Consider the following 24,231-nt stretch of genomic DNA (forward strand, 5'->3'; position numbering starts at 1 on the left):
TAACTCATCGCCGATCCCGGACAACGGCCTTCGACAGGAGAAGGCGGCTTACCCGGTTTATTCGGGTCCCGGGATATCACGTGACTCCCGGCCGGTCACTGCAAGCGTGGAATAAGCCGGCGAGCCGCCACGGGCAAGGATAGGGGCGGCCCTCGGGTGAAGCAATATGAAAGCCCGCGATCTGGTCAGCGACATTACGTGATCGAGGCCGGACGGATCGTGTTTGAATTTGGACATCGCTTTTCCGCTTCACGTCGCGGTTTCCCGAATGCAATAGGCCGCGATCCGGACGGCGGGAGAACGACGCCGGGCCGTCGCCATTCGGCTCAGGCCCGGCGCGCGTCGTCTCAGGCGGGCACTGTCGTGCAGGCGATGTCGTTGAGTTTGAACTGGGCCGGAATGCCGTTCGTGCCGGTGAAGCTCGCCGTGAAGCCGAAGCTCTGACTGGAGCCGGGGCCGATGTAGGAGTTGTAGCCGAGGTCGCGTGCGGTCACCTGGGTGCCGGACTGGGTCACCGTGGCGCTCCAGGCGCTTGTGATCTGCTGGTTGCCCGGCCAGGTCCACGTCACGGTCCAGCCGTCGATGGGGGTCGTGCCGGTGTTCCTCATGGTCACACTGCCGTTGAAAGTGCCGCTCCCGGAGCCGCGGGCGTAGGTGACCTCGCAGGAGGTGCCCATTTTGAGCCCGCCGCGCAGGAAGGTGGCGAAGTTGGCCCAGGTGGGGTTCAACGTGCCGGTGCCGACGGTCTCGGTGCAGTCGGTGGTGGTGCGGACCGTCTGCGTGCCGTAGTGGGCAGGGTCCATGACCTGGGGCATCATGTGATCCGCTCCGGGCACCGAGATGAACGTGGCGTCGCCGCACTGGGCCTTGATCTTGTTGTAGAGAAGGACGCTCTGCCCGTGCGGCACCAGGAAGTCGGCCTGGCCGTGCAGGAACATCAGCGGCGGGTCGTTGCTGTCGACGTAGGTCATCGGATTGGCCTGGGCCACCGTGGCCGGGCAGGTCTGGATCGGGCAGCCGACCAGGAGGGATTCCGGGGAGGCGGGAGAGTTGTGGTCCAGCCCGCCGGTCGGCAGGTTCTGCGCGTTCATCTGCAGGAAGTCGGTCGGGCTGTAGAAGGCGAGTCCCACCTGCACGGCGCTGGAGACGCCGGTCGTGCCGATGGTGCCCTCCAGCGCCGCCACGCCGCCGGACAGGGTGGCCATCTCCGTCAGCCAGCCGCCCGAGGAGTCACCCATGATCGCGATGCGATTGGGGTCGATCTGGTACGTGGCGGCGTTCGCGCGCAGCCAGCGGATGGCCGCCTTGATGTCGTGCACCTGGGCCGGGAAGATCGCTTGAGCGCTGGACCGGACGCTGACGCCGGCCACGGCGAAGCCAAGAGGATTGAAGACGGCCGCGATCGCGTCCGCGCCGGTCTTGCCGTCGTCGCTCGACCACGCGGAGCCACTGTGCCAGATCAGCAGCGGCCGGGGCGTGATGCCGGTGGACGGCAGATATAGGTCCAGCATGTGCCCCCTGCTGCCGGCCGGCTGCGCGGGCGCGTAAGAGATATCAGTGATCACCTGCGCGGCGTGAGCCGGCGGCGCGAAGACCGCTGAGACACCGACGGCGGCCAGCATGGTCATCGCCATGCCGACGATCATTGCCTTGGTGATTCGAGCTTGCATGGTGCGACTCCGTTGGTCGGATGATCGCCGCGTCCGTGGTGGCCGTCCATGTCTCCTCCGGCGCCGGGGCGGCCGCGACCAGCACGCGACCGTAGCGCTGCGAGAACAACGTCCTGCTCGAGTGTCGCGGCTCACATCGATATGGGCGGGGCGACGATATGACACGTCGTGACGATGGTCAAAATTTTCGTTGTATCGCTCTAATCGAACAGGGAACGCGGCATAAATCGTGCTTTATGGACACGAAGTGCGATTAGAGTCTCAGATCACCTATGGCATGCACAGGCAGTCGGATACGTACCCACGAGGTCTTTCAAGGCCGCACCAGCCCCGAATTGACAACGGCAGAGATTGCCGGTAGTCCTCCGATCTCGGAGGCAACGGCGGCGTTACCGGCGGTAAACACCCGTGAAACATGTCTCGTTCCACGAGAAGGCCGGTGAAAGTTTCACGCTCTTCCCCGCGACCGAGCCGGACGTGACAATCTCTCTGGCGCGTAGTTGAGTGATAATGTCCACCGTCATGATCTCCCCAGTCGCAGGAGGACGAATGCGAAAGGCACGCGCTGTTCTCATCTCGGCCGTCATGGTCCTTGGAGTGTCGTCAACGATCGGCGCCACCCCGGCGCAAGCCGCAAGCTTGGTCGGCGCTTTCAGGGACTACTCGGAGTGCCAGCGAATCGGAAGCCACGGCGTCGCCCAGGGCTGGTGGGAGGGCTATTCGTGCGTGTGGGAGAGCCGGTACCGCTACTACTTCCTCTACACGTGACCCCGTGAAACGCACGTGCCCCCGGCCCTGAGGAGCCGACCCGGGGGCGCGTGCGCTCCAGTACACGCGGAGCCGCCGCTTGGAGAGACGACGATCTCGTGACGCACGTCGGTCTCGCGCAGCGCGTCCGCGATCTCTCGTTGCTGTCCGGAAGGGACGACGTGGTCGTTGTCTCCGACGGGGAAGAGCACATGCCCGATGATCCGCGAGGTCGGCGACAGCGTCGGCTCGAGTCGGCCGATCGGGATGTCGGTGGCCGGCAGCCGGCCGCCGTAGAAGACGGCCACCGCGGCGAGGGTCCTGTCACCTGGGCCCATGCGATAGACGCCCACATCCCCCGTGGCGCGGATGACGCAGGGGCTACCGGTAACCGTGGACCTGCCATGGAGGGGAATGGTGCTTCTTCGCGGCAGCGCGATTCCCCATGCCCGTCCTGCCACCCGTACGGAGTGCCGCATCGCCACCTTGTGTTTTGACGCCCGCTGACGGCTCGGCCGCCATCGACCTCGACGTGCCCAGCATCGACCAAGCCCGCGCTCGCACGTCGGCGGCGCGCCGGTCTCAGTAGAGTGGCGGGGTGCCGGGTGAGCAGGTGAGTGCGCGGGTGGACATCTGGATCTGGTCGGTACGGCTGACCAGGACCCGTTCGATCGCGTCCGACGCCTGCCGGGGCGGTCACGTCCGGGTCAACGGGGTGCGGGTCAAGCCCGCGCACGTCGTCCGGGCCGGCGACGAGGTCCGGCTGCGGCACGAGGGACGCGAACGCGTCGTGGTCGTCTCCCGCGTCATCACCAAGCGCGTCGGCGCCCCCGTGGCCGCCGAGTGCTACGTCGACAAGAGCCCTCCGCCCCCTCCGCGCGAAGAGGCCGTGACGGTGGCCGTCCGGGCTCGGGGCGCGGGACGTCCCACCAAACGCGAGCGCCGCAGCATCGACAGGCTGCTCGGGCGCCCGCCGGTGGAGGAGCGGGACCGCCGGCCACGGGGTGACTGACGTGAAGATCCGCGACTTGCGCGTACGGCGGACTCAGTCGCGGGCGAGCAACTCCAGTGTGTCGACGACCCGGTTCGAGAAGCCCCACTCGTTGTCGTACCAGGCCACCACCTTGACGTGCCTGCCCTCCACGCGGGTGAGGGCGGCGTCGAAGATCGCCGACGCCGGCTGGCCGGTGATGTCGCTGGAGACCAGCGGCTCGTCGGCGTAGTCGAGGATGCCCTTGAGCCTGCCGTCGGCGGCGGCGCGGTAGGCCGCGAGCACCTCGTCGCGGGTCACCTCGCGTGAGACGGTGGTGTTCAGCTCCACGATCGAACCCACCGGGACCGGCACGCGGATCGCGTCGCCCGACAGCTTGCCGTCGAGGTTCGGCAGCACCAGGCCGATGGCCTTGGCGGCCCCTGTGGTGGTGGGCACGATGTTCACGCCGGCCGCGCGGGCGCGACGCAGGTCGCGGTGCGGGCCGTCCTGCAGGTTCTGCTCCTGGGTGTAGGCGTGCACCGTGGTCATGAAGCCGTGCTCGATGCCGGCCAGGTCGTCGAGCACGGACGCCAGCGGAGCCAGCGCGTTCGTGGTGCACGAGGCGTTCGAGACGATCACGTGCTCGGCGGGGTCGTACGCCTCGGTGTTCACGCCGTAGGCGAGCGTGACGTCGGCGCCGTCGGAGGGGGCGCTCACCAGCACGCGCCTGGCGCCCGCGTCGATGTGCGCGCGGGCGGCACGCGCCGCGGTGAAGCGGCCGGTGGACTCGAGCACGAGGGCGACGCCGAGCTCGGCCCAGGGCAGCTTGGCGGGCTCGCGTTCCGCGAGCACCTGGATGCGGCGGCCGTCGACCACGAGGTCGGCGCCGTCGACCTCGACGGGGAGGCCGAGGCGGCCGAGCGCGCTGTCGTACTTGAGCAGGTGCGCGAGGGTCTCCGGGGCGGTGAGGTCGTTGACGGCGACCACTTCGAGGTCGTTGTCGCGTCCGAGCAGGGCGCGGAGGGTGTTGCGTCCGATGCGGCCGAATCCGTTGACGGCGATGCGGGTCATGGGCGTTCCTTTCGTTCCGCTCGTTCTGGGCTCCATGATCGGCGCTCGGACGCCGGGCCGACAGTGGCCCGAATGACAGCACGCGCAAGAATCAAGCCAGAAGTTTCGCCACCGTCCGCAAGGATCTCGCCACACCCTGCCCGACCGGGTTCAGGCCGAGAATGTGTGGCGGTACTCGGTCGGGGAGGTGCCGAGGATGCGCTGGAAGTGCAGGCGCAGGTTGGCGCCGGTGCCGAGCCCGACCCGGTCGGCGATCTGCTCCACGCCCAGATCGGTGCGTTCGAGCAGTTCGCGTGCCAGGTCCACGCGTGCCCGGAGCACCCACTGCATCGGCGTGTGGCCGGTGTCCTCCACGAACCGCCGGGAGAAGGTGCGCGCCGACACGCGGGCGTGGCGGGCGAGGGTCTCGAGGGTCAGCCGTTCGGACAGGTGCGCCAGGGCCCACTCCCGCGTGTTCGCGAACAGGTCGCCGAGCGGCTCGGGCACGCTGCGGGGAACGTACTGCGCCTGACCGCCGCTGCGATAGGGCGCCGCCACCAGCCGTCTCGCCACGTGGTTGGACAGCCCGACACCGTGGTCGCGCCGCACCAGGTGCAGGCACAGGTCGATGCCGGACGCCGCGCCCGCCGACGTCAGCACGTCGCCCTCGCCCACGAACAATACGTTCTCGTCCACCCGTACGAGCGGATGCTTGCCGGCGAGGGCCTTCGTGTAGTGCCAGTGGGTCGTCGCCCGCTTGCCGTCGAGCAGGCCCGCCGCCGCCAGCGCGAACGCCCCCGTCGAGATGGCGGCGAGCCGGGTTCCGCGCTCGTGGGCGGCCATGAGCGCGCCGAGGACAGCGGCCGGCGGCTCCGTGGTCGCCGGCTCACGATAGCCGGGGATGAAGACGGTGTCGGCGTGCTCGAAGGCGTCGAGGCCCTCGGCCACGTGATAGGAGAGGCCGTCGCCGCCGGTCACCAGTCCGGGCGCGGCGCCGCACACCCGCACCTCGTACGGCATGCTCGGCCGGTTGGAGAACACCTGCGCGGGGATGCCGACGTCGAGCGGTTTCGCGCCCTCCAGCACGAGCACGGCGACGCGATGGTTCTTCCGGCTCATCCGCCTCCTTCGGCTCTTCCACGGTCCGGCGCGTCCTCTCGCGCCGTGACCGTCGTGACCCCTACCGCAAGCATCCTGCCATCCGCTCGCTCGGGCACGCGTCACCGGTAGAGGACGGCCAGGGCCGCGGCGGTGTCCGCCAGCCTGCGCCGCAGTTCGGCGGGCTCCAGGACCTCCACCTCGGCGCCGAGCCTGAGGAACTCGGAGTGGGCGTGCGTCAGCGACTCGATCGGCACGGTGGCCCTGATCCAGCCGTCCGGGTCCGGGCCCTCGGCCGTGTCGTCCACGGCGGTCACCACGGCCGAGCTCATCGTCTCCCGCAGCCGCTCACACCCGTCCGGTGAGAGCCGGATCACCGCGTGCCCCTGGAACAGCCGCGACCGGAAGCCCGCCAGGTGCTCGCGCCAGTGCCCGGCCAGGTCGAAGCCCTCGGGGCGCTCGAACGTGTCGTCCGTGACCCGCAGCCGCAGGATCTGGGTGACCCGGTAGGTCCGCAGGGCGCCGTCACAGCGGGCCACGAGGTACCACTTCCCGCCTTTGAGCACCAGCCCGTACGGTTCCAGCCGGCGTTCGACCTCGGTGGGGGCGGCCCATCGCCGGTAGAGCACCTCGATGACGCGGCCGTTCCACACGGCCTCGGCGACGTCGGGCAGGTGCGGCACGTGGTCGCCGTCGTGGTACCAGCCGGGCGCGTCGAGGAGGAAGTGGTCCCGGATCCGCCTGACACCGTCCCGCAGGGCGGCGGGCAGCGCGGCCTCGATCTTGAGCTCGGCAGCCGCCGCGAGGGAGCCGAGCCCGAGTTCGGCGGCCGGTCCCGGCAGCGGGGCCAGGAACAGGGCCTCCGCCTCCCGCGGGGTCAGGCCGGTGAGCCGGGTGCGGAAGCCGTCCATCAGCCGGTATCCGCCCTCGTGTCCGGCCTCGCCGTACAACGGGATGCCGGCGGTGTGGAGCGACTCGACGTCGCGGTAGATCGTGCGGACGCTCACCTCCAGCTCTTCGGCGAGCTGGCGGGCCGTCAGGCGCCCCCGCGACTGGAGCAGCAGAAGGATGGACAACAGCCGGGACGCGCGCACATCCACTGACAATAGGTGTCAGTGGAGGGGCCGTACGGTCCCTGGCATGGCATTCATCCACAAGATCACGCGGCCGCTCGGCCCGATCGCGGCCGACGGCCGGTACCACGACGACCAGCGCGGGCGGGCGTCCGAGCCGGGGGACGGATCCCCTGACCGTGGCGACCACCTGGCCGGCGCCCGGCCGGAAGGGGCGGGACGGTGAACGACTTCGACTTCTTCGTCGGCACGTGGGACGTGGCCAACCGGAGGCTGCTGAAGCGGGGGGTCGGCAGCGACGAGTGGGAGGAGTTTCCCGGCCGCTGCGTCGCGTACGGCTTCTTCGACGGCGCGGGCAGCTTCGACACGCTCACGCTGCCCACCAAGGACTTCGACGGCGCGACGGTCCGGACGTACGACGCCGAGCGGGACGAGTGGTCCATCTACTGGATCAACAGCAGGCGCGGCCTGGATCCGGTCCCGGTCGTCGGCCGCTTCGTCGACGGGGTCGGCACCTTCTACACCGACGACACCGACGACGGCCGCCCGATCCGCGTCCGGTTCACCTGGTCGGGGATCACGCCGGACTCGTGCCACTGGGAGCAGGCCTTCTCCTACGACGGCGGCCAGACCTGGGAGACCAACTGGATCATGGACTCCACCCGCGTCGCGTGATGCCGGGCCACGACAGCCGAGTCCTCCGTGGGATCCTGGCCGGTGGTGGGTGAACCGCCTCCGCGTGAGGTTTGGAGATACGCCGGCGCCGGGACGTGCGCGGCTCGTAGTGTCGGAGCCGTCATGAGCGACTCCGCGTCATACCTGGCCTACGTCGCCTCCGTACCGCGCCTTCGTGCCGCGGCAGGCGCCTTGCTCCGAGACGACGAGGGACGGGTGCTTCTCGTGCACCCGGTCTACAAGGACAAGTGGGACATCCCCGGCGGAATCGTCGAGGCGGGGGAGTCCCCTGTCAGTGCTTTACTTCGGGAACTGCGGGAGGAGTTGGGCATCGCGCCGCCGGTGGGCCGGCTCGCATGTGTCGACTGGGTTCCACCGGCACCGCCGTGGGACGCCGGGCGTACCGCTTACCTGGAGGACGGCCTCATCCGCCCGCTCCCGTAGCCGGCCTTAAGCGCCGAGGCTGCCACGAGCACGAATCAGGATTCGTCGGCGGGGAAGGCGAACATCCGGACGTACATGGGCCGCGCCCCCGGCGGCGCGTCCTGTGCCCGGTGGCTGTACTTGAGCAGCAGCGCGATGTAGGCGTCGAAGAACTCGGCGAACTCCTCCTTGGTCATCCGGCCGAGACCGCGTGAACCCTTGGCCCAGTCGGGGTCGCGCCGGTACGCCTCGGGGAAGCGCTCCATGAGTGCCCGGTCCTCCTCGAAGCCGACGCGGTGGAACTCCTCCAGCACCGGGCGGTCCTCGGGCGCGAGCTGTCCGGGGGCCGGGGCGCGCATGTCGCGCGGGACCTCGGCCCTGCGCCACCACCGCTCCCGGCCGGTCGATCTCTCGGGGATCTCCTCGATGAAGCCGTACTTCTCCAGCTGGCGCAGGTGGTAGCTGGTCGTGCCGGTCTTCGCGCCGAGCAGCTCGCCGATCGTCGTGGAGGTGGCGGGCCCGTGGATGTTGAGGTGGCGCAGGATGAGGCGCCGCATGGGGTGGGCCAGAGCCTTGAGACGGCCCGGGTCGTCGAGCAGGAACGGCTCCTCGTCCTTCATGAGGATCACCCTAGTCCTCCAGAACGATATCTGCAGAGATGTCTTTGCCGAGACTTCTCTGCAGACTAGTTTCGGCAACATGCGTCGAATCGCCCTGGCCCTTGGCCTCGCTCTCACCCTGACGGCCGCCCCCGCAGTGGCCGCCGCCGCTCCACCGCCCTCCGCCGCCGGGGAGGCGGTCGCCGTTCCCGCCGACCTGACCGGAAGGGAGGTGAGTTTCGCGGGCGGCGGAGGCATCACTCTGCACGGCACCGTGCTGTCGCCCGTGAAGGCGTCGCGAGGGCGGCCAGGCGTGGTGCTCGTCCACGGGGCCGGCACCGGCACGCCACGCGCCAAACTCATGGGCGAGGCCGTGGAGTTCGCCCGCAGGGGCATGTCCGTGCTGGTCTACGACAAGAGGTCGGAGGGCTACTCGCTCTTCCGCCGCTCCTACTCGACACTCGCGGACGACGCGCTGGGCGCGGTGGCCACGCTGCGGTCGCAGCCGGGCGTGGACCCGGCGAAGGTGGGCGTCTGGGGGCTCAGCGAGGGCGGCTGGGTCGCGCCCCTGGCGGCCTCCCGCTCGCGGGACGTCGCGTTCGTCGTGGTCGTCGGCGCCAACGCGCTCACGCCGCTGCGGCAGCAGACCTGGGCCGTCGCCGCGGGCCTGCGCAAGGCGGGGGTGGCGGGGTCGCTGGTGGACCGGGCCGAGCCGAACCTCTACCGGACCATCGCCGACGGCGGCATGTTCCCCGAGCCCTGGTACGACCCCGAGCCGGCCCTCGCCGCGGTGCGGCAGCCGGTGCTCGCGATCTGGGGAGTCCATGACCTGCTGACCCCGCCGAAGGAGACCCCGCCGATCTTCGCGCGGGCGCTGGAGAAGGGCGGCAACCGGCACTACACGTTCCGGTTCTTCCCCGGGGCCGACCACGCCGCCCACCTCACGCCCGACGGCGGCGTCACCCGGCTGCCCGCCCTCGCTCCCGGGTACGCCGACCTGGTCGGCTCCTGGGTCCGCGAGGCCGTCTCGGGACGGCCGCCGCTGGCGAGCATCTCGGGCCCCGCACCCGAGCAGGCGACGCCGACCGTGCCGGTGGACCGTCCGGCGCCGTGGGAGTCGGCCTCGGCGCAGGCGGCCGTGACGCTGCTGCTGATCGCCGTCTTCGCCGCCTACCCGTTGACCGCCCTCGTCCGCCGGCTGCGCGGGCGGTCCCGTACGGCCCTGCCGGCCGCGCCGCGGGTGCTCAGCGCGGCCGGGCTGATCGCCTTGCTCGGGTCGTTCGCCTTCCTGTTCTACCTGCTCATGACCGGGGGCAAGCTGGCCGCGCCGGGACCCGTGCTGTTCGGCCGCCCGATCGTCTGGCTGGCCCTGCAGGCCCTGGCGCTGACCACGGTGGTCGCCGCCGTACGGACGGTCCGGGCGTGGCGGAGGGCCGGGGCGAGGAGTGAGCGGGTCCGCCTCGGCCTCCTGCTCGCCGGCGGCGTCGCCTTCCTCCCGTGGGCCCTCTACTGGGGCCTGCTGCTCCCGTGAGTGGCGGAGACGCTCAGCTCGTCAGCAGGCCGATTCCGAGGGAGAGCACCCCGGCGGCCAGGCACAGCGCGCCGATCCAGAGCAGGGCGATCAACCGGTTCGGGCGGGTGGTTCCCTGTCCCAGCGAGGACAGGAAGAAACCGGCGGACATCAGCACGGCGGCGGCCGGTACGCCGAGCCGGGCGATCCACAGCGGGACACCGCTCAGACCGGTGGCGTCGACGAAGAGCAGGCACACGAGCCCGAGGGTCACCAGCACCCCCGCGTGCGCGTGCCCGGCACGGGCGAATGCCTGCTGGAAGGGGGTCATCGACACCTGGCCGCGGACGATTCTGGAGAGGAACCATCCGCCGAACTCGATGGTCACGATGGTCAGCAGGACGACGCCCGCGATCCACCGGGTCTCCTGACTGAGCTGCAGGGGGGTCATGGCTCTCCTGTGGCAGAGGTTGCCGGTCGGGGGTCGGGGCCGCGTACGGCCCGAGGGGAGGAAGTGCCGCGGAGACCGGTCACCGGCCGGTGCCCAGCGCGGTCGCGGGAAGACCGAGCGTCCGCGCGAGATCGGCGAGTTCCGCCTCGAACAGCTCGCCCGCGTCGTCGCCGATGGCCCGGGTCAGGCCGAGCGACTCGACGCTGACCATGCCGTACAGCCGCAGCCAGCACCGGGTGAACGCGACCGCGGCCGAGGGGGAGGGGAGTTCCGTCTCCAGTTGTTCGAGGAGCCGCCGGGCCGGCCTCTCGGTCGCCGGGGAGGGCTGTCCGGGCGGCAGGGGTACGGGCCCGTAGTCGCGCCAGACGCCGGAGAAGACGTCCGCGAAGAGCCTGCCCACCTGACGTCGTGCCCGGCCGGCCGACGCGCCCTCGTCCGGCGAGGACACGAACCAGGAGAGGTGGAACTCCGCGCCGTGTCCGACGGCCCAGTTCCGCAGCGCCCTGCTGGCGGCGATGAGCCGGCCCGCCGTGTCGGCCGCGTCGACGTGATCGACGGCGCTGACGATGTGCTCGGTCAGCTCTTCCAGAACGGCCACGACGACCGCGTCCAGCAGGGTGCGGTGGCTGTCGAAGTAGCGATAAACCCCGGGAGGGGTCATGCCCATCTCGCGGGCGACCGCCCGGATCGTCAGCGCCTCGGCCCCCTGGTCCGTCAGGATGCCGCGGCTCACGGAGATCAGCTCACGCAAGGTGGCGTCACGCACTCGCTGACGCCGGAGCGAAACCGTCATCAAGCCCCCTCCACTGCTCGCACCTCTCTCCCCGGGTGGCCTGCGGGAGATCTGCAGTTTACACATGTTAACGCTTGCGTCTATCAATAGCGCAAGCGTCGCAGGGATACTATGGCTACTAGTGATCCGAACTGCCCCCGTCCGCAGTGGTCTGCGCCTACAGCTTCGCGAACAGCGGTCCTGGGACGTACGTCGTCCACGACTTCCCGTTCGGCACGATGCTGGACTGTCCGGGACCCACGCGCGTCCGGCCGAGGAGCCGCGGAGCGGAGAGGGCCGTCGGCGACGCGCGGGCGGACCCGGCCTGGCTGAACGTCTCCGCCGGGCCAGGTCCTGAGGGGTCAGCCCGGCTGGCCGCCCGTGGCGACTGGGCGGGCCGGGTCGGAGCTCCAGGCCGACCACGAGCCGGGGTAGAGCGCCGCGGTGACGCCGAGCTTGGCGAGGGCGAGGATGTCCAGCGTGGCGCCGACGCCGCCGCCGCAGTAGACGCCGACGGTGCGCTCGCCGGCGGCACCCAGGGCGGTGTACTCGGCCCGCAGGTCCTCGTCGCTCTTCAGGAGGCCGTCGGCGCCCAGGTTGCCGGCGCTCGGCCTGCTCAGTGCGCCGGGGATGTGGCCGCCGCCGTTCAGGCCGGTGTAGGCGGCGTCGGGGCGTGCGTCGAGGAGCACGCCGGAGCGGGCGAGCGCGGCGGCCTGGTCGGCGTCGAGTGTCGGCAGGGAGCCGGTTCTGACGGTGAGGTCGCCTTCGCGTTCCGCGGGGGCCTCTGTGACGAGTTCGCCGCCGGCCGCCTGCCACGCGTCGACGCCGCCGTCGAGGTAGCGCACGTCGGGGACCCCGGCCCACGTCAGCGTCCACCAGGCGCGTGCGGCGATGGCCGGGTTCTCCCGGGTGTACACGACGACGATCGAGTTCTCGTTGACGCCCCAGCGGCGTACCGACTCCTGGATCTGCCGCTCGCCCGGCAACGGGTTGTTGCCGGAACCCGGGTGGCGCGGGCCCGCGAGCTGTGAGATCAGTTCGACGACGTGCGCGCCTGGCAGCCGTCCCTGCTCGCCCTGCGCCGGGTCCAGCTCGCGCCGGATCTCCAGCAGGACGACGTCCCTGCCCTTGGCCAGCTTGCGCCGCAGCTTCTCCGCGGAGATCACCGGGGACCCGGCCTCGACGGGTGTCGCAGTCATCTGGTGTGCCTCGTGCTTTCTCTCGATGAGGGTGAGGGGATTCAGGCGGCCTCGACGGTCTTCGCGGCGCGCAGTTCGAAGAGCCGGCGGGCGTTGCCGGCGCGGATCCGCTCCTGCGTGGCGGCGTCGAACCCGGCGGTGTCGAGGGCGTCGCCGACCAGCTCGGCGGAGAGCGGGCGGCCCGGCCAGTCGCTGCCGACGATGATCCGGTCGACGCCGAGGACGTCGGCGTAGTAGCGGATGAGCCACGGGTTCAGCCGTGTGGTGTCGAAGTAGATGTTCGCGGGGGCGCCGTCCGCGGACTTCCGCCGGTACGCCGCCAGCTCCTCGGTGGCGAAGTACAGCGCGCCGCTGCCGAGAGCGGTGAACACCAGGTGCAGATCGGGCAGCCGGGCCGGCAGGTCGGCGTGGAGCGCCGACAGGAAGCCGACGCCGTTCTGCAGTCCGCGCCCGATCGAGTTGCCGGGGCGTCCGGCGGCCTTCACCAGCGCCTCCGCCTGCGGCGCGGCCACGGGGTGCACGAAGACCGGGACGCCGAGCGCGGCGGCCAGCTCCAGGGTCGGGAACGCCTCGGAGGAGCTGAGGAACCGTTCGTCGCGGGAGGAGTCGAGCACGATGCCGTGCAGGCCGAGCTCCTCGATCGCGTAGCGGGTCTGCTCCGCCCCGGCGTCGCCGGAGAACGCGTCGACCGTGGCGAGCCCGAGGAACACGTCGGGTCGCTCCCGGACGGCCTCGGCGAGGAACTCGTTCACCGAGTTGACCGCGGCCGTTTCGACCGGGCCGTCCAGGCCGAACAACTGCTCGACCGGTGCGCTGAGGGCGCGCAGGTCGACGCCGCCGTCGACGCTCTCCCTGGCCAGTCCCGGGAGGTTCTCCAGGAGCTCCTTGGGGAATCCGGCGACCGGGCGCGGACGCTCGCCGCCGGGCGCCTGCCAGCCCGGCGGGCGGTAGTGGGTGTGGATGTCGATGAGCCTGGCGTCGGCAAGGGTGGTCATGTCATCGCTCCGATCTCGCCGGTCGGCTCGGTGTGGGCAGGCCGTAGTGGCCGCGCAGCGTGGTCTCGGTGTATTCCTTGCGGTAGATCCCCTTCGCCTGCAGCAGGGGCACGACGTGGTCGACGAAGATCTCCAGGCCGCCGGGGAACGTCGGCGCCTTGTAGTTGAACCCGTCGGCGGCGCCGGTCGTGAACCACAGTTCGATGTCGTCGGCGACCTGCTCCGGCGTCCCGACGAACACGTAGTGACCGTGCGCCGCGATGTCCCACTCGATCACCTGGCGGGCGGTGAGGCGCGCCTCGACCGCTTTGGTACGCAGTGCCTCGACCCGGCTCCTGAACGTGCTGGTCGCGATCGAGTGCTCCCACAATGAGTCCGGGATCGGCTTGTCGAGATCGACGCCCGACACGTCGAGCCCGTCGCCGCGGGCGACCTCAGCGATCGCTCCCTCGATGTCGATCAGCTGGTTCAACTCGTCGAACGCGGCCCGCGCCGCGGCCTCGGTGCTGCCGACGACGGCGAGATAACCGGGCAGGACGTGGGCGTGCGCGGGGTCGCGCCCGGCCTCGGCCACTCGGCGCTTGAAGTCGCCGTAGAACTCACGGGCCGCCTCGATCGTCGGCTGTGCGGTGAAGATGGCGTCCGCGTGGCGGGCGCCCTGCGAGCGGCCGAAGTCGGAGTCGCCGGCGTGGAAGATGAGCGGTCGCCCCTGCGGGGAGCGGGGCACGTTGAACACCGCGTCGATCTGGAAGTGCCTGCCCTGGAAGGGCACGCGGTGGACCTTGCCCGGGTCCAGGAACACGCCGGTCTCCTGGTCGGCGATCACCGCGTCCGGCTCCCAGCTCTCCCAGAGCGCCTTGACGATCTGGATGAACTCCTCCGACCGCTCGTAGCGCAGGGAGTGCTCGGGGTGGGCGGACGGGCCGAAGTTGGCCGCGGTCGCGGCGTTGGAGCCGGTCACGGCGTTCCACCCGGCGCGGCCGCGGGTGAGCAGGTCGAGCGAGGCGATCTGCCGCGCCGTGTTGTACGGCTCGGAGTACGTCGTCGACACCGTCGCGGCCAGCCCAAGGTGGGTGGTGACCGCGCCGAGCACTCCCAGCAGCGTCATCGGCTCGGGCTTGGTCTGGCCCCCGGACGGCTGCACGGGGCCGAGGTTCGGTCCGTCGGCGAAGAACACCGCGTCGAACAGGCCGCGTTCGGCGGTCTTGGCCGTACGGATGTTGAAGTCGATGTCCCAGAGCTGGTGCGGGTCGACACCGGGGTGCCGCCACGCGGCCCGATGGTTGCCGTACCAGTTGCCGAACAGGTTCAGATGAAGTTCTCGGGTGTGATCGGTCATGGTCGTGTCGCAGTCTCCTCGGTGGGTCGTCGTCGGATCGCCGGCCGGCCGCTCAGCCGATCGCCGCCTTCGCGCCGGCGCCGGGACGCCAGACGGCGTGGGCGTAGTGCTCGGTGAAGGACTCCTCCGGGGCCGCCGTGGCGGGCGGCTTCGGCCGCTGCCGGTCGGCGAAGAAGAGGTCGCGGCCGATCGCCTCGACCAGGCGCGGCACGCCGGTGCGCAGGCTGGGGATGTCGCCGACGGGACGGCCGAAGCTCTGCGCCGCGGCGACGTTGAACACGTGGACGTCACGCAGCCACGGAGCCGAGCCGGGCACGCGTTCGGTGAACTCGTAGCCGCCGCCGAGATAGGGGTACGCGCCGAGGCTCTCGGACCGGAGCGCGGCCGGGGGCTCGTACACGTCCCGCCACAGCGCGATGTCCCCGGCGAGCCGCCCCAGCTCCGGGCGGGTGCGGGGGTCGTACTGGTAGCCGGTGCCGGCGATGACGAAGTCGAAGGCGTGGGTGCCGTCGGCCGCCTCGACGACGACTCTGCCGTCCTCTTCACGCACCGCCGTCCACGGCGCGTCGAAGTGCAGCCGCAGGTTCGGGAAGGCGACCGCGCGCAACACGGTGTCCAGCGGGCTGGTCGACCCCTTGCTGGTCAGGTTCCACCGGTTCTGCCAGCGCGCCTCGTCGGGCAGCAGGTGGAAGTTCTCCTGCGCGCCGGGGTTCGGCACGTTGCCGCCGGGGGGCTGGATGACCAGTTCGGCACGGTAGGAGAACACGTGCACCTCGCGGGCGCCGGACTCCAGCGCGACCGCGGCGGCGTCGAGCGCGGAGGTGGCGGCGCCGAGGACGCCGACCTCCTTGCCGGCCAGTCCGGCGAAGTCGATCTCGTCGCCGGTGTGGGCGTGGAGGTGCGCCGGCAGCCCTTCGAAGATCGCGGGGATGTACGGGCCGCCGGTCCCCTCGACACCGGTCGCGAGGACGAGCTTGCGCACCGACTCCGTGTGCCGTTGCCCGTCGACGTCCAGGTGCAGCCGCAGCAGCCCGTCGGCCGGCTCGACGTCCACGACCCTGGTCCGGTAGCGGACCTCCACGCCGACCTGCCGCTGGAACCACTCGACGTAGTCGGCCCAGTCGGTGCGGGCGATACGTCCGATGGCCCGGAACGCCTCCTCGCCGCGCAGGCCCTCGTACCAGGCCTGGAAGCCGATCGCCGGGTTGCCGAGCTCGGGGCCGGAACGGGTCTTCGGCGTGCGCAGCGTGTTCATCCGCGCACGGGTCCGCCACACCCCGGTGTTCGCCTGGTCGGCCGCCTCGATGACGGTGACCCTGGAGATGCCGGCGCGACGCAGCGCGTACGCGATGGTCACGCCGCTCTGCCCGCCGCCGATGATCGCGACGTCGTGGTCCACGCCCGGAGTCGGGGCGACCCAGTTGCCGGGGTCGGCGCCGAGCAACCGCAGCGACTCCTGTGCCGCGCGGTCGACGTCGTGGTGCTTGCTCATCGTGTCCTGCCTTCTACGCGGTGGGAATCAGGTGTGCGCGTAGGTCGCGCGCAGTGCGGGGAGGACGTGCTCCCCGAGAAGGTCGATCTGTTCGAGCATCTGGTCGACGGTGCCGCCGGGCTGGTCGATGGAGAACATCTGCCGCCGGTAGCCGCCGTACTGCTCCTGGAAGTGGGCGATCTTGTCGAGGACCTGGGCCGGGCTGCCCACGGTGAGCGCGCTGTGCCGGATCGCCTCCTCAAGCGTGTCGTAGGGCCACTTGGACAGGTCGTGGCGCTGCGCCTCGAACTCACGCAGCGCGTCCTGCGAGCGGAGCCCGACGTGCACCTTCGCCCCCGAGCCGACCGGCGCGGACTCCGCGGCGCCGTGCCCGTGGGCGGCGTAGCGCTCGCGGTAGTACCGGACGTGCGGCGCCGCCTGCTCCGCCGAGAAGAAGACGTAGTTGGCGAAGAAGCCGTCACCGTGGCGCGCGGTCTGCTCGACGAGCTCCCTGGTCCGGATCGAGGTCTGCCACACCAGCGGCAACCGGTCGGTCAGCGGCCGCGGGATGACGGTGAAGCCGTCCAGCGGCGGGCGGTACCTGCCCGTCCAGTCGACGACCTCCTCGCTCCACAGCCGCCGGAACAGCTCGTAGCGCTCCGACGCGATCGCGACGGTCTCCTCCGGGTCCAGGCCGTACCAGCGGTAGATCGCGGTGTCGACGCCACGGCCGAACATCAGGCCGAGGCGGCCGCCCGCCAGGTGCTGCACGGTCGCGTAGTCCTCGGCGAGCTTGACCGGGTCGTTGACGGTGATCAGCGAGACGGCGGTCGACAGCTGGATGGTCGAGGTCACCGCGGCGATGTGGCCGAGTACCACCGCCGGCGAGCTCACGGTCGCCGGGGGTTTGTGCGCCTCGCCCACGGCGAAGACGTCGAAGCCGGCCTGCTCCGCGCGCTGTGCGAGCGTCACCAGGCCCCGCAGGCGCTCGGTGACGGTCGCGCCCGCGGACGGGTCGCCGGCGAGGTTGCCGGTGCTGAAGATCCCGATCTCCACGGTGATCAGGCGGTCTTGGCGATGGCGGGCCGGCTGAAGTGCTCCCGGAACGTCGTGCTGGTGTAGGCCTTGCGGAACAGGCCGCGACGCTGGAGCTCCGGCACCACGAGGTCGACGAACGCGTCCAGCGAGCCCGGCTGGTACGGCGGGAAGACGACGACGCCGTCGAGCTTGCGGTCCTCGAAGTTCTCCTCGATCCAGTCGGCCACCTCCTGGCCGGAACCGACCACCGGCACCTGGTTGGCGGGACCGTTGGCGACGAAGTGGTCGAGGTCGGCGAGGGTGATGTCCTCGTCACCGAATCCGAGGAAGGCGTCCTTCACGATCCACGCGGAACCGGGGTTCACGGTGACGTCCACGACGTCCTTGACCTTGTCCTTCGGTCCCGCGTTGCCGAGGTCCACGCCCAGCACGCGCCCGAGCTCGCGCGCGTCGAACGGCACGACCGAGAGGTCCTGGATCTCGCGGAACCTCGCGTGGGCGGCCGATGACGTCTCGTCGACGTAGAACGTGATGCCGGGCAGCAGGTAGTAGGCGTCCGGGTCGCGGCCGTAGCCCGCGGCCAGCGCCTTCTGCGTCTGGTAGTACTCGGCCTGCTTGTCGGCGAAGGGGATGAAGCGGACGTCGGCGTACTTGGCGCCGAACTCGAACGACCGCTGGGAGGTGCCGGCCACGATCAGCGGCGGGCGGCGCTGCGGGGACGGCGGGATGTTCAGCGGCCCCTCGACGCTGAAGTGCCTGCCGCGGAAGGCGGTCGGCTGGATCTTGCCGAGGTCGAGGAACCGCCCGCCCTCCCGGTCGCCGACGTACCAGCCGTCCTGCCAGCCGTCCCACAGCGACCAGAGGATCTGGAGGAACTCCTCCGCGCGATCCCATCGGGCGTCGCCGTCGGGCTGCTCGTCGAAGCCGTAGTTGCGCGCCGCCTCGTCGCTGCGCCCGGTGACGATGTTGATCGCGGCTCGGCCCCGGCTGAGGTGATCGAGGGTGGCGGTCTGGCGGGCGACGTTGAACGGGTGCTGGTAGGTCGTGTTGAACGTCGAGACGAGCCCGATGTGCGTCGTCAGCGCGGCGACGTAGGCGTTCGCGGTGAAGCTGTCGAGCTTGAACAGGCCGTTCGGTGTCCAGTAGTGCTCGCCGTCGACCAGGTTCACGACGCCGTTGGCGGCGGCGTCGGCCGACCAGTTCTGCTTGCGGCCTCCCGGCTTGCCGGGAAGCCGGGAGGACTCGCCGTTGCCGAGGAAGAAGTAGTCGAACAGCCCTCGCTCGGCGGTCTGCGCCGTCGCCCGGTAGAAGTCCGGGTCGCCTTCGAGGACCTTGTGGTGGCGCCGGCGCCGCCAGCCCGTGCCGTGGCGCCCTTCGGGCCAGATGGAGTGTCCCAGCTTCACGTGCCGTCTCTCGCTCATGTACGTACTCCCGCTTCTCGTTGTTCTGCCGATCGATTCACTTGGTGTCCGGTAGGACCGGGCCCCCGGGCCCGCCGCGTCCGGACGAGGTCGGTCACGGTCGCCCCCACGGCGAGCGCGAAGAAGAGCCCGGCCGCGACCACGCCGGCGACGAGCGCGCTGTCGTAGGTGGACCGCCCCGCGTTCGTCAGCGCCCCCGCGTGCCCGTAGACCACGGCGTAGAAGGCCGCCGAGGTGGCCGCGACGCCGAGCGAGTTGCCGATGCGCTGGGTCAGGTGGCCGATCGAGGCGGCGAGGCTGCCCTTCTCGGCCGGCACGTCGCTCAGCAGCAGCACATGGTTGGGCGAGATCACCATGCCGCTGCCCAGCCCGTTGAGGATCTGCGCCACGGTGACCACCGCGATCGCGGGACGCGGCGCCAGGAGGTTCACGGCCAGGACGGAGACGAGGATCCCCGCGGCCGACGTGAACAGGCCGGTCAGCGTGATGACCCGGCCCCGGCGCAGCACGCGCCGCGCCGCCCAGCGCGCGCCGAAGGCGGAGGCCGCCGAGGACGGCAGCAGTACGAGAGCGGCGAGGAACGGCGAGAGCCCGAGCGCGAGCTGCAGGTACAGCATCAGCACGAGCCCCACCCCGGGTCCGGCGGCCAGCCACGACGCGGCGACGAGCAGCGCGTTCCGGTACGAACGGGTGCGCAGCAGTTCCCCGTCCAGCAGTGGAAGCAGGCCCCGCCTGAGGTAGCGGCGTTCCCAGCGCACGAACAGGACGGCGAAGACGGCGGCGGGGACGAGGGCCGACCACCGCGCCGCGCTGTCGCCCGGCAGGCCGGTGGTCAGCACGAGCGGACACAGCACCAGCAGCACGGTGACACCGAGAAGCACGGCGCCGATCGGGTCGAAGCTGCGGGTGACGGCCGTGACGACCGGCTGGGTCCTCGGCAGGTGGCGGGCACCTGCGGCGAACAGCGCGACCCCGATGGGGACGTTCATCAGGAAGACCCACCGCCAGCCGTGGTCCACGCCGCCCAGGGTCATGAGCAGGCCACCGACGCTGGGCCCGGACGCGGTCGCGACGGCGGTCATCACGCCGTAGGCGCCGAACGCCCGGCCCCGGTCGGCCCCGCCGAACAGCTGCTGGATCACCCCGATCGTCTGCGGCATCAGGATCCCGGCCGCGACGCCGAGCAGGACGCGTCCCGCGATCAGCGTCCACAGGTCCGCGGCGAGGCCGCAGGCGAGGCTGGCGGCGATGTACAGCAGCAGCCCGGCGCGGATCAGCCGGTGTCTGCGGCCCTGGTCGCCGAGGCGTCCGAAGGGCACGAGCGTGAGGCCGAACGCCACGACGTACCCCGCCGAGATGAGCTGCAGGCTCGTCGGGCCGACGTGCAGCGAGCGGGCGATCGCCGGCAGCGCCACGTTCGCGTCACTGATGCCGACCAGCAGGACGCCCGACAGGATCGACGCGATGTACAGGGCGCGCCACCGCGCCGCGTCGTCCATGTGCACGCTTTCGTCCGTGTGCGCGGTGCCGGCCGGCGCTGTCCCCGTACTCATCGCTCCGGCGCCCATCCGAGCCTCGGCGCCACCTCGGCCGCGATCCGCTCCAGGCCCTCCAGCGCGACGTCCACCGTGCGTTTCCGGCCGAGCCCGGCCGCGGCGTCCTCGATGATGTTGGTGACGGCGATGAGGTGGTCCACCTCGGGCAGCAGCGCGGCGTCGTTCAGGAGGGCCCGCGCCGTTTCCGGCGGCGAGCCGGTCGCGACGTTCATCGACGCGAGCACCTGGTCGTCGGTCAGCTCCCGGGGGTCGATCCCGTTGACCTTCGCGAGCCGGGCCCGGCCGGCCGTCAGGAACGGGTCCAGCGCCGCCCGCGCCGCCTCGTACGAGTTGGCGGGGTAGATCATCCGGATGCCGCCGAGCCGCGGCCGCAAACCGCCGGCCACCTCGGCCGGGGCCTCGGCCGGACCCGTCTCCGCCCACTGGGCGAGGTACGCGTCGATGATCGGCCGCTGCTGGGTCCGGGCGTCCAGGGTCGCGGTGCCGAACAACAGGCCGAGGCCGGTGAGCGCGGCACGACGGGCCGACGCGGCACTGCCCGCGGTGCGCCAGAGTCGGCGCGCCAGCGGCGTGCCGTCCACCGGCAGGGTCAGGCCGGTGCCGCGCAGCGGACGGCCCGCGAGGGCGTCCTGCAGCACGGCGAGGTTCTCGTCGAACAGCTCCGCCGCCCGGGCCGGGTCCCGGCCGAAGGCCGCGTACTTGTCGATGTTGGCGTTGCCGGTCCCGAGGCCGAGCTGCAGACGCCCCCGCGAGATCCCGTCCAGGGTGAGCGCGTCCTCGGCGAGCTGGACGGGATCGGTGAGCGGCAGCGTCACCACCGCGACGCCGAGCCCGATGCGTCCGGTCGCCGCGGCGACCGGCGCGAGGGAGATCAGCGGTGACGGAGCCGACCCCTCCTCTCCGCCGGCCAGCAGGTGCTGCGCCACGAACCCGACGTCGTAGCCGAGCTCCTCGGCCCCCGCGAACAGGCGGACGAGTTCCTCGTGCGCCTCCCCCCGTCCGGAGACGGAGCGCACGTGGGTGAAGAAGCCCAGCTTGAGCGGCTTGCGCGCGGGAAGGCTCACGCCTCACCCGCCTGGGTGCCGCGCCGCCACCGGGTGACCCGCTTCTCCAGCAACAGGAAGATCGCGTTGAACAGGTAGCCGATGACGGCGACCGTGAGCACGCCGGCGAGCAGCTGGCGCAGGTTGAAGTTCTGCTGGGCGAACATCAGGTAGTAGCCGATGCCGTCGTTCCCGGCGAGCATGCCGATGACGACCGCGAGGACCAGCGACATGCCCAGCGACTGCCGCATGCCGACGAGGATGTACGGCGTCGCGAACGGCAGGGCGATCTCCTTCTGGGTCTGCAGCCACGACAGGCGGTACGTCTGCGCGGTCTCGGCGAGGATCTTCGACACGCCGCGGGCGCCGGCGTAGGAATTGATGATCATGGGGAAGATGCCCCCGGTGAGGAACACGGCGATCTTCATCTGGTCGCCGAGCCCGAGGAACAGGATGTAGATGGGCAGGATCGCGGTGGCCGGCGTGAGCCGCAGGATCTCGACGAGCGGCTCGGACAGCCCCCAGATCACCCGCGACCGGCCCATCAGGAAGCCGATGCCGACGCCGAGCGGCACCGCGAGCGCCAGCGCCTCGGCCATCGTGCGCAGGGTGATCGACAGCTGCCGCAGCAGATCGCCCGTGGTCGCCTCCTGCCACCACGTCTCGACGATGCGGTCCGGCGAGGAGATGGTCGGGTCGTAGTGGATACCCGAGTAGGCCTGCCAGAAGACGACGATCAGGGCCACGAGCGTCCAGCCGGACGTGCGGCTGCGGAGGTAACGGCGCACGGTCCGGCGTACGGGGCCGACCGGCGTCAGCCCGCTCTCCGCGGGGGCCGCGCCGCCGGGCCCGGCGACGGTCTCTGGAATGGTCTCGGGGGTGGTGGCCTCGGGGACGGTCATGACGTCGGCCCGCGGGCCGGGCCTGAGTGGCGTTCCGGCGATGTCGGTCATGGCTGGTCCTTCACTCGGCGCCGACGACGAGGCTGAGCACCTCGCGGCGGAGGCGGAGATAGCGGGGGTCCTCGCGGAAGTCGACCTGCGTGCGCGGGTACGGGATGTCGACGGTGACGTCGCGTTCGATCCCCCCGCCCTTCTCACGGAGCACGATCACCCGCTGCGACAGGTAGAGGGCCTCTTCGATGTCGTGCGTGACGAACAGGACGGTGAGGCCGTGCTCCTTCCAGATCCGGAGCACGAGGTCCTGCAGTGTGTTGCGGCTGAGCGCGTCGACCGCGCTGAACGGCTCGTCGAGCAGCAGCAGTTCGGGACGCGCGGCGAGGGCGCGCGCGATCGCGACCCGCTGCTGCATGCCGCCGGACAGCTCGCTGGGGTAGCGCTCGAAGGTCCCCCCGAGCCCCACCTCGTCGAGGTGCTCCCGGATCAGCTCGTCCTCCTGCGCCTTGGAGGACACCCGGGAGGCGGAGGACACGCGGGAGGCGCCGTGCCCGTGCCGCAGCCCGAAGCGGACGTTGTCGCCGACCGTGCGCCACGGCAGCAGCGACTCGTTGTAGTTCTGGAAGACGTAGCGGGCGCTGTCGGGTGGTCCGTCCACCCGTTCGGCGCCGACGCGGATGGTGCCGGAGGTCGGCTTCTCCAGCCCGGCGACGAGGCGGAGGAGGGTGGACTTGCCGCAGCCGGAGCGCCCGACGACCGAGACGAAGGCGCCCCGCTCGATCGTCAGGCTCACCGGCGAGAGTCCGCGTACGACGTTCCCGTCGAGCGCGAGGTAGTCCTTGCCGGCGCCGTCGATGGTGATGACGCCCTTACGGACGTCACCGGTCAGGGTGGCTTCGGCCTCGAGTGCGCGTGTCATGTGAAGGCCTCACGAGGATGCGTTGCTGCTGGACGTTGCTTGTGGTGTCTCGGGGCGGCGGGCGCGTTCCCGGGCCCGCCGCCACCGTGCTCAGCTCGCGTTCGCGGGCGGCTGGATCAGCGCCGGCTCCGGCCGCAGCGCCGAGGGGAAGACCAGCTCGTGCAGGTCGACGCCCTTCTGGATCTTGTCCGGCGCGTACTGCAGGCCGAGCTCGTACCAGGACTGCGTGGCCTCGAAGTCGAACGGCCCCGGCTGCGTGTTCGTCAGCAGGTTGCCGACCTTCTGCGGGTCGCCGCCGGTGAGCTTCGCCAGGTCGATCTGCTGGTACTTGAGCAGGATCGGCTGCAGTTTCTCGGGCGTCAGCGTCTTGAACCAGACGTAGGAGGCGTGCAGCGCCTCGTCGAAGGCGTGGGCGATCGCCTGGTTCTCGGGCTTCTCCAGCCAGGCGCCGGTGGCCCAGAACGCCGCCGTCGTCGCCTTCAGGTTCGACCACTGCGACGAGTCGGGGTTGCCGAGAACCCGGAAGTCGTACGCACCCGGCTGTCCCTGGTTGGTGTAGGCCTGGTTCCACTGGCCGAAGAAGGCGTCGACCGACTTGCTCTCCAGCGCCTGCGGCGCGGCCGCCTGGGACTGGACGATCGAGTATTTGACCTGGTTCGGATCGACCCCGTTGGCCTTGAGGAAACCACGCAGGTTGACCGTGTGCTGCGGCACCGGAGGCAGGGCGATGGTCTTCCCGGCGAGGTCGGCGGGCGTCTGGATGGGGCCGTCCGCCTGGACGAGGATCGGGAACTGCTTGGCGTTGGTGTTGTTGTTGGCCACCAGCTTGAGGTTGAAGCCCTGCGCCTTGGCGTTGATGCCGGCGTAGAGATCCGCGTAGCCGATCTCACCGCTGCCCCCCTGCAGCGCCGCGAGCACCTGCGTGCCGTTGGCGAGCTGGTTCTCCTCGACGGACAGGCCGTACTTGGCGAAGAAGCCGTAGTCCCTGGCGAGTGCGACGTTGAAGGCGCCCGATGTGTTGATCACTTTGAGCTTGACCGGATGCGCGGGGTCCAGCGTGGGCACGGCGGCGGCGTTGCCGGCGGCGGCCGGTGCGGTGGAGCCGCCGCCGCTGCCGCTGCTGCCACCGCAGGCGGACAGGACGGTGGAGGCGGCGAGCAGGGCGATGCCGGGGGCGAGCCATCGGAGGCGCCGGCGATTCGTCGACACGGGAATTCCTTTCGGGGGGCGGTTGCGGGGAGAGATGTGGTGGGGCGGGGGCGGGGGCGTCGGTTCCCGGAAGCCGGCGGACGGTCTTCGGGCACGCCGCGCAC

The 24,231-nt window shown here is 71.0% G+C and carries 25 protein-coding genes; 6 read left to right on the forward strand and 19 right to left on the reverse strand.

The annotated features are described in order from the left end of the window. Positions 1–347 precede the first annotated feature (347 nt). A complete protein-coding gene (locus HHX40_RS07460; protein ID WP_138462654.1) occupies positions 348–1,670 on the reverse strand; it encodes a cellulose binding domain-containing protein in 1,323 nt (440 codons plus the stop codon). A gap of 639 nt (positions 1,671–2,309) precedes the next feature. Here HHX40_RS07460 and HHX40_RS36365 point away from each other — a divergent pair. Beyond that, positions 2,310–2,438: a hypothetical protein gene (locus HHX40_RS36365; protein WP_259402696.1), complete on the forward strand. Its 129-nt coding sequence runs from the start codon at positions 2,310–2,312 to the stop codon at positions 2,436–2,438. Here the strand turns inward: HHX40_RS36365 and HHX40_RS07470 are convergent. Next, entirely contained in the window at positions 2,429–2,755 is a 327-nt protein-coding gene (locus HHX40_RS07470; RefSeq protein ID WP_220498759.1) for a dienelactone hydrolase family protein, read from the reverse strand. The two genes, HHX40_RS36365 and HHX40_RS07470, sit on opposite strands and share 10 nt — an antisense overlap. A 260-nt stretch (positions 2,756–3,015) precedes the next feature. On the opposite strand from HHX40_RS07470, the gene HHX40_RS07475 reads away from it, so the two are divergent. After that, positions 3,016–3,429, forward strand: a complete 414-nt coding sequence (locus HHX40_RS07475; RefSeq protein WP_182879904.1) for an RNA-binding S4 domain-containing protein — start codon at positions 3,016–3,018, stop codon at positions 3,427–3,429. A gap of 33 nt (positions 3,430–3,462) precedes the next feature. On the opposite strand, the gene gap is transcribed toward HHX40_RS07475, so the two are convergent. The 3 genes from gap to HHX40_RS07490 all read right to left on the reverse strand — a co-directional run bounded on the left by gap (position 3,463) and on the right by HHX40_RS07490 (position 6,632). After that, complete coding sequence (gap, locus tag HHX40_RS07480) at positions 3,463–4,461, reverse strand: type I glyceraldehyde-3-phosphate dehydrogenase (RefSeq protein ID WP_182879905.1); 999 nt, start codon at positions 4,459–4,461, stop codon at positions 3,463–3,465. Positions 4,462–4,611: 150 nt separating this feature from the next. Continuing rightward, the gene (locus tag HHX40_RS07485) at positions 4,612–5,559 is read right to left on the reverse strand and encodes a GlxA family transcriptional regulator (RefSeq protein WP_182879906.1); all 948 of its coding nucleotides are present in this window, start codon (positions 5,557–5,559) and stop codon (positions 4,612–4,614) included. A gap of 101 nt (positions 5,560–5,660) precedes the next feature. After that, the gene (locus HHX40_RS07490) at positions 5,661–6,632 is read right to left on the reverse strand and encodes a helix-turn-helix transcriptional regulator (protein ID WP_182879907.1); all 972 of its coding nucleotides are present in this window, start codon (positions 6,630–6,632) and stop codon (positions 5,661–5,663) included. A gap of 46 nt (positions 6,633–6,678) precedes the next feature. On the opposite strand from HHX40_RS07490, the gene HHX40_RS07495 reads away from it, so the two are divergent. The 3 genes from HHX40_RS07495 (at position 6,679) to HHX40_RS07505 (ending at position 7,730) form a co-directional block, all read left to right on the forward strand. Then, a complete protein-coding gene (locus tag HHX40_RS07495; protein ID WP_165900669.1) occupies positions 6,679–6,837 on the forward strand; it encodes a hypothetical protein in 159 nt (52 codons plus the stop codon). Continuing rightward, positions 6,834–7,286 carry a hypothetical protein gene (locus tag HHX40_RS07500; protein ID WP_182879908.1) on the forward strand — a complete coding sequence of 151 codons (453 nt, stop codon included), beginning with the start codon at positions 6,834–6,836 and terminating at the stop codon, positions 7,284–7,286. The genes HHX40_RS07495 and HHX40_RS07500 overlap by 4 nt, the downstream gene beginning before the upstream one ends. Positions 7,287–7,409: 123 nt before the next feature. After that, complete coding sequence (locus HHX40_RS07505; protein ID WP_182879909.1) at positions 7,410–7,730, forward strand: NUDIX domain-containing protein; 321 nt, start codon at positions 7,410–7,412, stop codon at positions 7,728–7,730. Positions 7,731–7,765: 35 nt separating this feature from the next. On the opposite strand, the gene HHX40_RS07510 is transcribed toward HHX40_RS07505, so the two are convergent. Further along, positions 7,766–8,329 (reverse strand): ArsR/SmtB family transcription factor, encoded by a 564-nt coding sequence (locus tag HHX40_RS07510; RefSeq protein ID WP_182879910.1) that lies wholly within the window; start codon positions 8,327–8,329, stop codon positions 7,766–7,768. 79 nt (positions 8,330–8,408) lie between these two features. On the opposite strand from HHX40_RS07510, the gene HHX40_RS07515 reads away from it, so the two are divergent. Next, positions 8,409–9,839: an alpha/beta hydrolase family protein gene (locus HHX40_RS07515; protein ID WP_182879911.1), complete on the forward strand. Its 1,431-nt coding sequence runs from the start codon at positions 8,409–8,411 to the stop codon at positions 9,837–9,839. Between the two features lie 13 nt (positions 9,840–9,852). On the opposite strand, the gene HHX40_RS07520 is transcribed toward HHX40_RS07515, so the two are convergent. The 13 genes from HHX40_RS07520 to HHX40_RS07580 all read right to left on the reverse strand — a co-directional run bounded on the left by HHX40_RS07520 (position 9,853) and on the right by HHX40_RS07580 (position 24,127). Beyond that, positions 9,853–10,269 carry a hypothetical protein gene (locus HHX40_RS07520; protein ID WP_182879912.1) on the reverse strand — a complete coding sequence of 139 codons (417 nt, stop codon included), beginning with the start codon at positions 10,267–10,269 and terminating at the stop codon, positions 9,853–9,855. 79 nt (positions 10,270–10,348) lie between these two features. Next, on the reverse strand, positions 10,349–11,062 hold the full coding sequence (locus HHX40_RS07525; RefSeq protein WP_182879913.1) for a TetR/AcrR family transcriptional regulator: 714 nt from the start codon (positions 11,060–11,062) through the stop codon (positions 10,349–10,351). Between the two features lie 341 nt (positions 11,063–11,403). Next, positions 11,404–12,240 carry a sulfurtransferase gene (locus HHX40_RS07530; RefSeq protein WP_182879914.1) on the reverse strand — a complete coding sequence of 279 codons (837 nt, stop codon included), beginning with the start codon at positions 12,238–12,240 and terminating at the stop codon, positions 11,404–11,406. 41 nt (positions 12,241–12,281) lie between these two features. Continuing rightward, entirely contained in the window at positions 12,282–13,235 is a 954-nt protein-coding gene (locus tag HHX40_RS07535; RefSeq protein ID WP_182879915.1) for an amidohydrolase family protein, read from the reverse strand. Position 13,236: 1 nt separating this feature from the next. Then, positions 13,237–14,574, reverse strand: a complete 1,338-nt coding sequence (locus tag HHX40_RS07540) for an LLM class flavin-dependent oxidoreductase (protein WP_182879916.1) — start codon at positions 14,572–14,574, stop codon at positions 13,237–13,239. A 52-nt stretch (positions 14,575–14,626) separates the two neighbouring features. Then, positions 14,627–16,066 (reverse strand): FAD-dependent oxidoreductase, encoded by a 1,440-nt coding sequence (locus HHX40_RS07545; protein ID WP_182879917.1) that lies wholly within the window; start codon positions 16,064–16,066, stop codon positions 14,627–14,629. A gap of 27 nt (positions 16,067–16,093) precedes the next feature. Then, the gene (locus HHX40_RS07550; RefSeq protein WP_220498761.1) at positions 16,094–17,101 is read right to left on the reverse strand and encodes an LLM class flavin-dependent oxidoreductase; all 1,008 of its coding nucleotides are present in this window, start codon (positions 17,099–17,101) and stop codon (positions 16,094–16,096) included. A 5-nt stretch (positions 17,102–17,106) separates the two neighbouring features. Continuing rightward, entirely contained in the window at positions 17,107–18,504 is a 1,398-nt protein-coding gene (locus HHX40_RS07555) for an NtaA/DmoA family FMN-dependent monooxygenase (RefSeq protein WP_182879918.1), read from the reverse strand. Further along, complete coding sequence (locus tag HHX40_RS07560; protein ID WP_182879919.1) at positions 18,501–20,057, reverse strand: MFS transporter; 1,557 nt, start codon at positions 20,055–20,057, stop codon at positions 18,501–18,503. The genes HHX40_RS07555 and HHX40_RS07560 overlap by 4 nt, the downstream gene beginning before the upstream one ends. Further along, on the reverse strand, positions 20,054–21,124 hold the full coding sequence (locus tag HHX40_RS07565) for an LLM class flavin-dependent oxidoreductase (RefSeq protein WP_182879920.1): 1,071 nt from the start codon (positions 21,122–21,124) through the stop codon (positions 20,054–20,056). Before HHX40_RS07565 ends, HHX40_RS07560 begins: the two co-directional genes overlap by 4 nt. After that, a complete protein-coding gene (locus HHX40_RS07570; RefSeq protein ID WP_182879921.1) occupies positions 21,121–22,056 on the reverse strand; it encodes an ABC transporter permease in 936 nt (311 codons plus the stop codon). Before HHX40_RS07570 ends, HHX40_RS07565 begins: the two co-directional genes overlap by 4 nt. A gap of 10 nt (positions 22,057–22,066) precedes the next feature. Continuing rightward, positions 22,067–22,918, reverse strand: a complete 852-nt coding sequence (locus HHX40_RS07575) for an ABC transporter ATP-binding protein (protein ID WP_182879922.1) — start codon at positions 22,916–22,918, stop codon at positions 22,067–22,069. A 90-nt stretch (positions 22,919–23,008) separates the two neighbouring features. Next, the gene (locus HHX40_RS07580) at positions 23,009–24,127 is read right to left on the reverse strand and encodes an ABC transporter substrate-binding protein (RefSeq protein ID WP_182879923.1); all 1,119 of its coding nucleotides are present in this window, start codon (positions 24,125–24,127) and stop codon (positions 23,009–23,011) included. Positions 24,128–24,231 lie beyond the last annotated feature (104 nt).

It is taken from the genome of Microbispora sp. H10949, from assembly GCF_014161435.1.
Lineage (GTDB): Bacteria > Actinomycetota > Actinomycetes > Streptosporangiales > Streptosporangiaceae > Microbispora > Microbispora triticiradicis.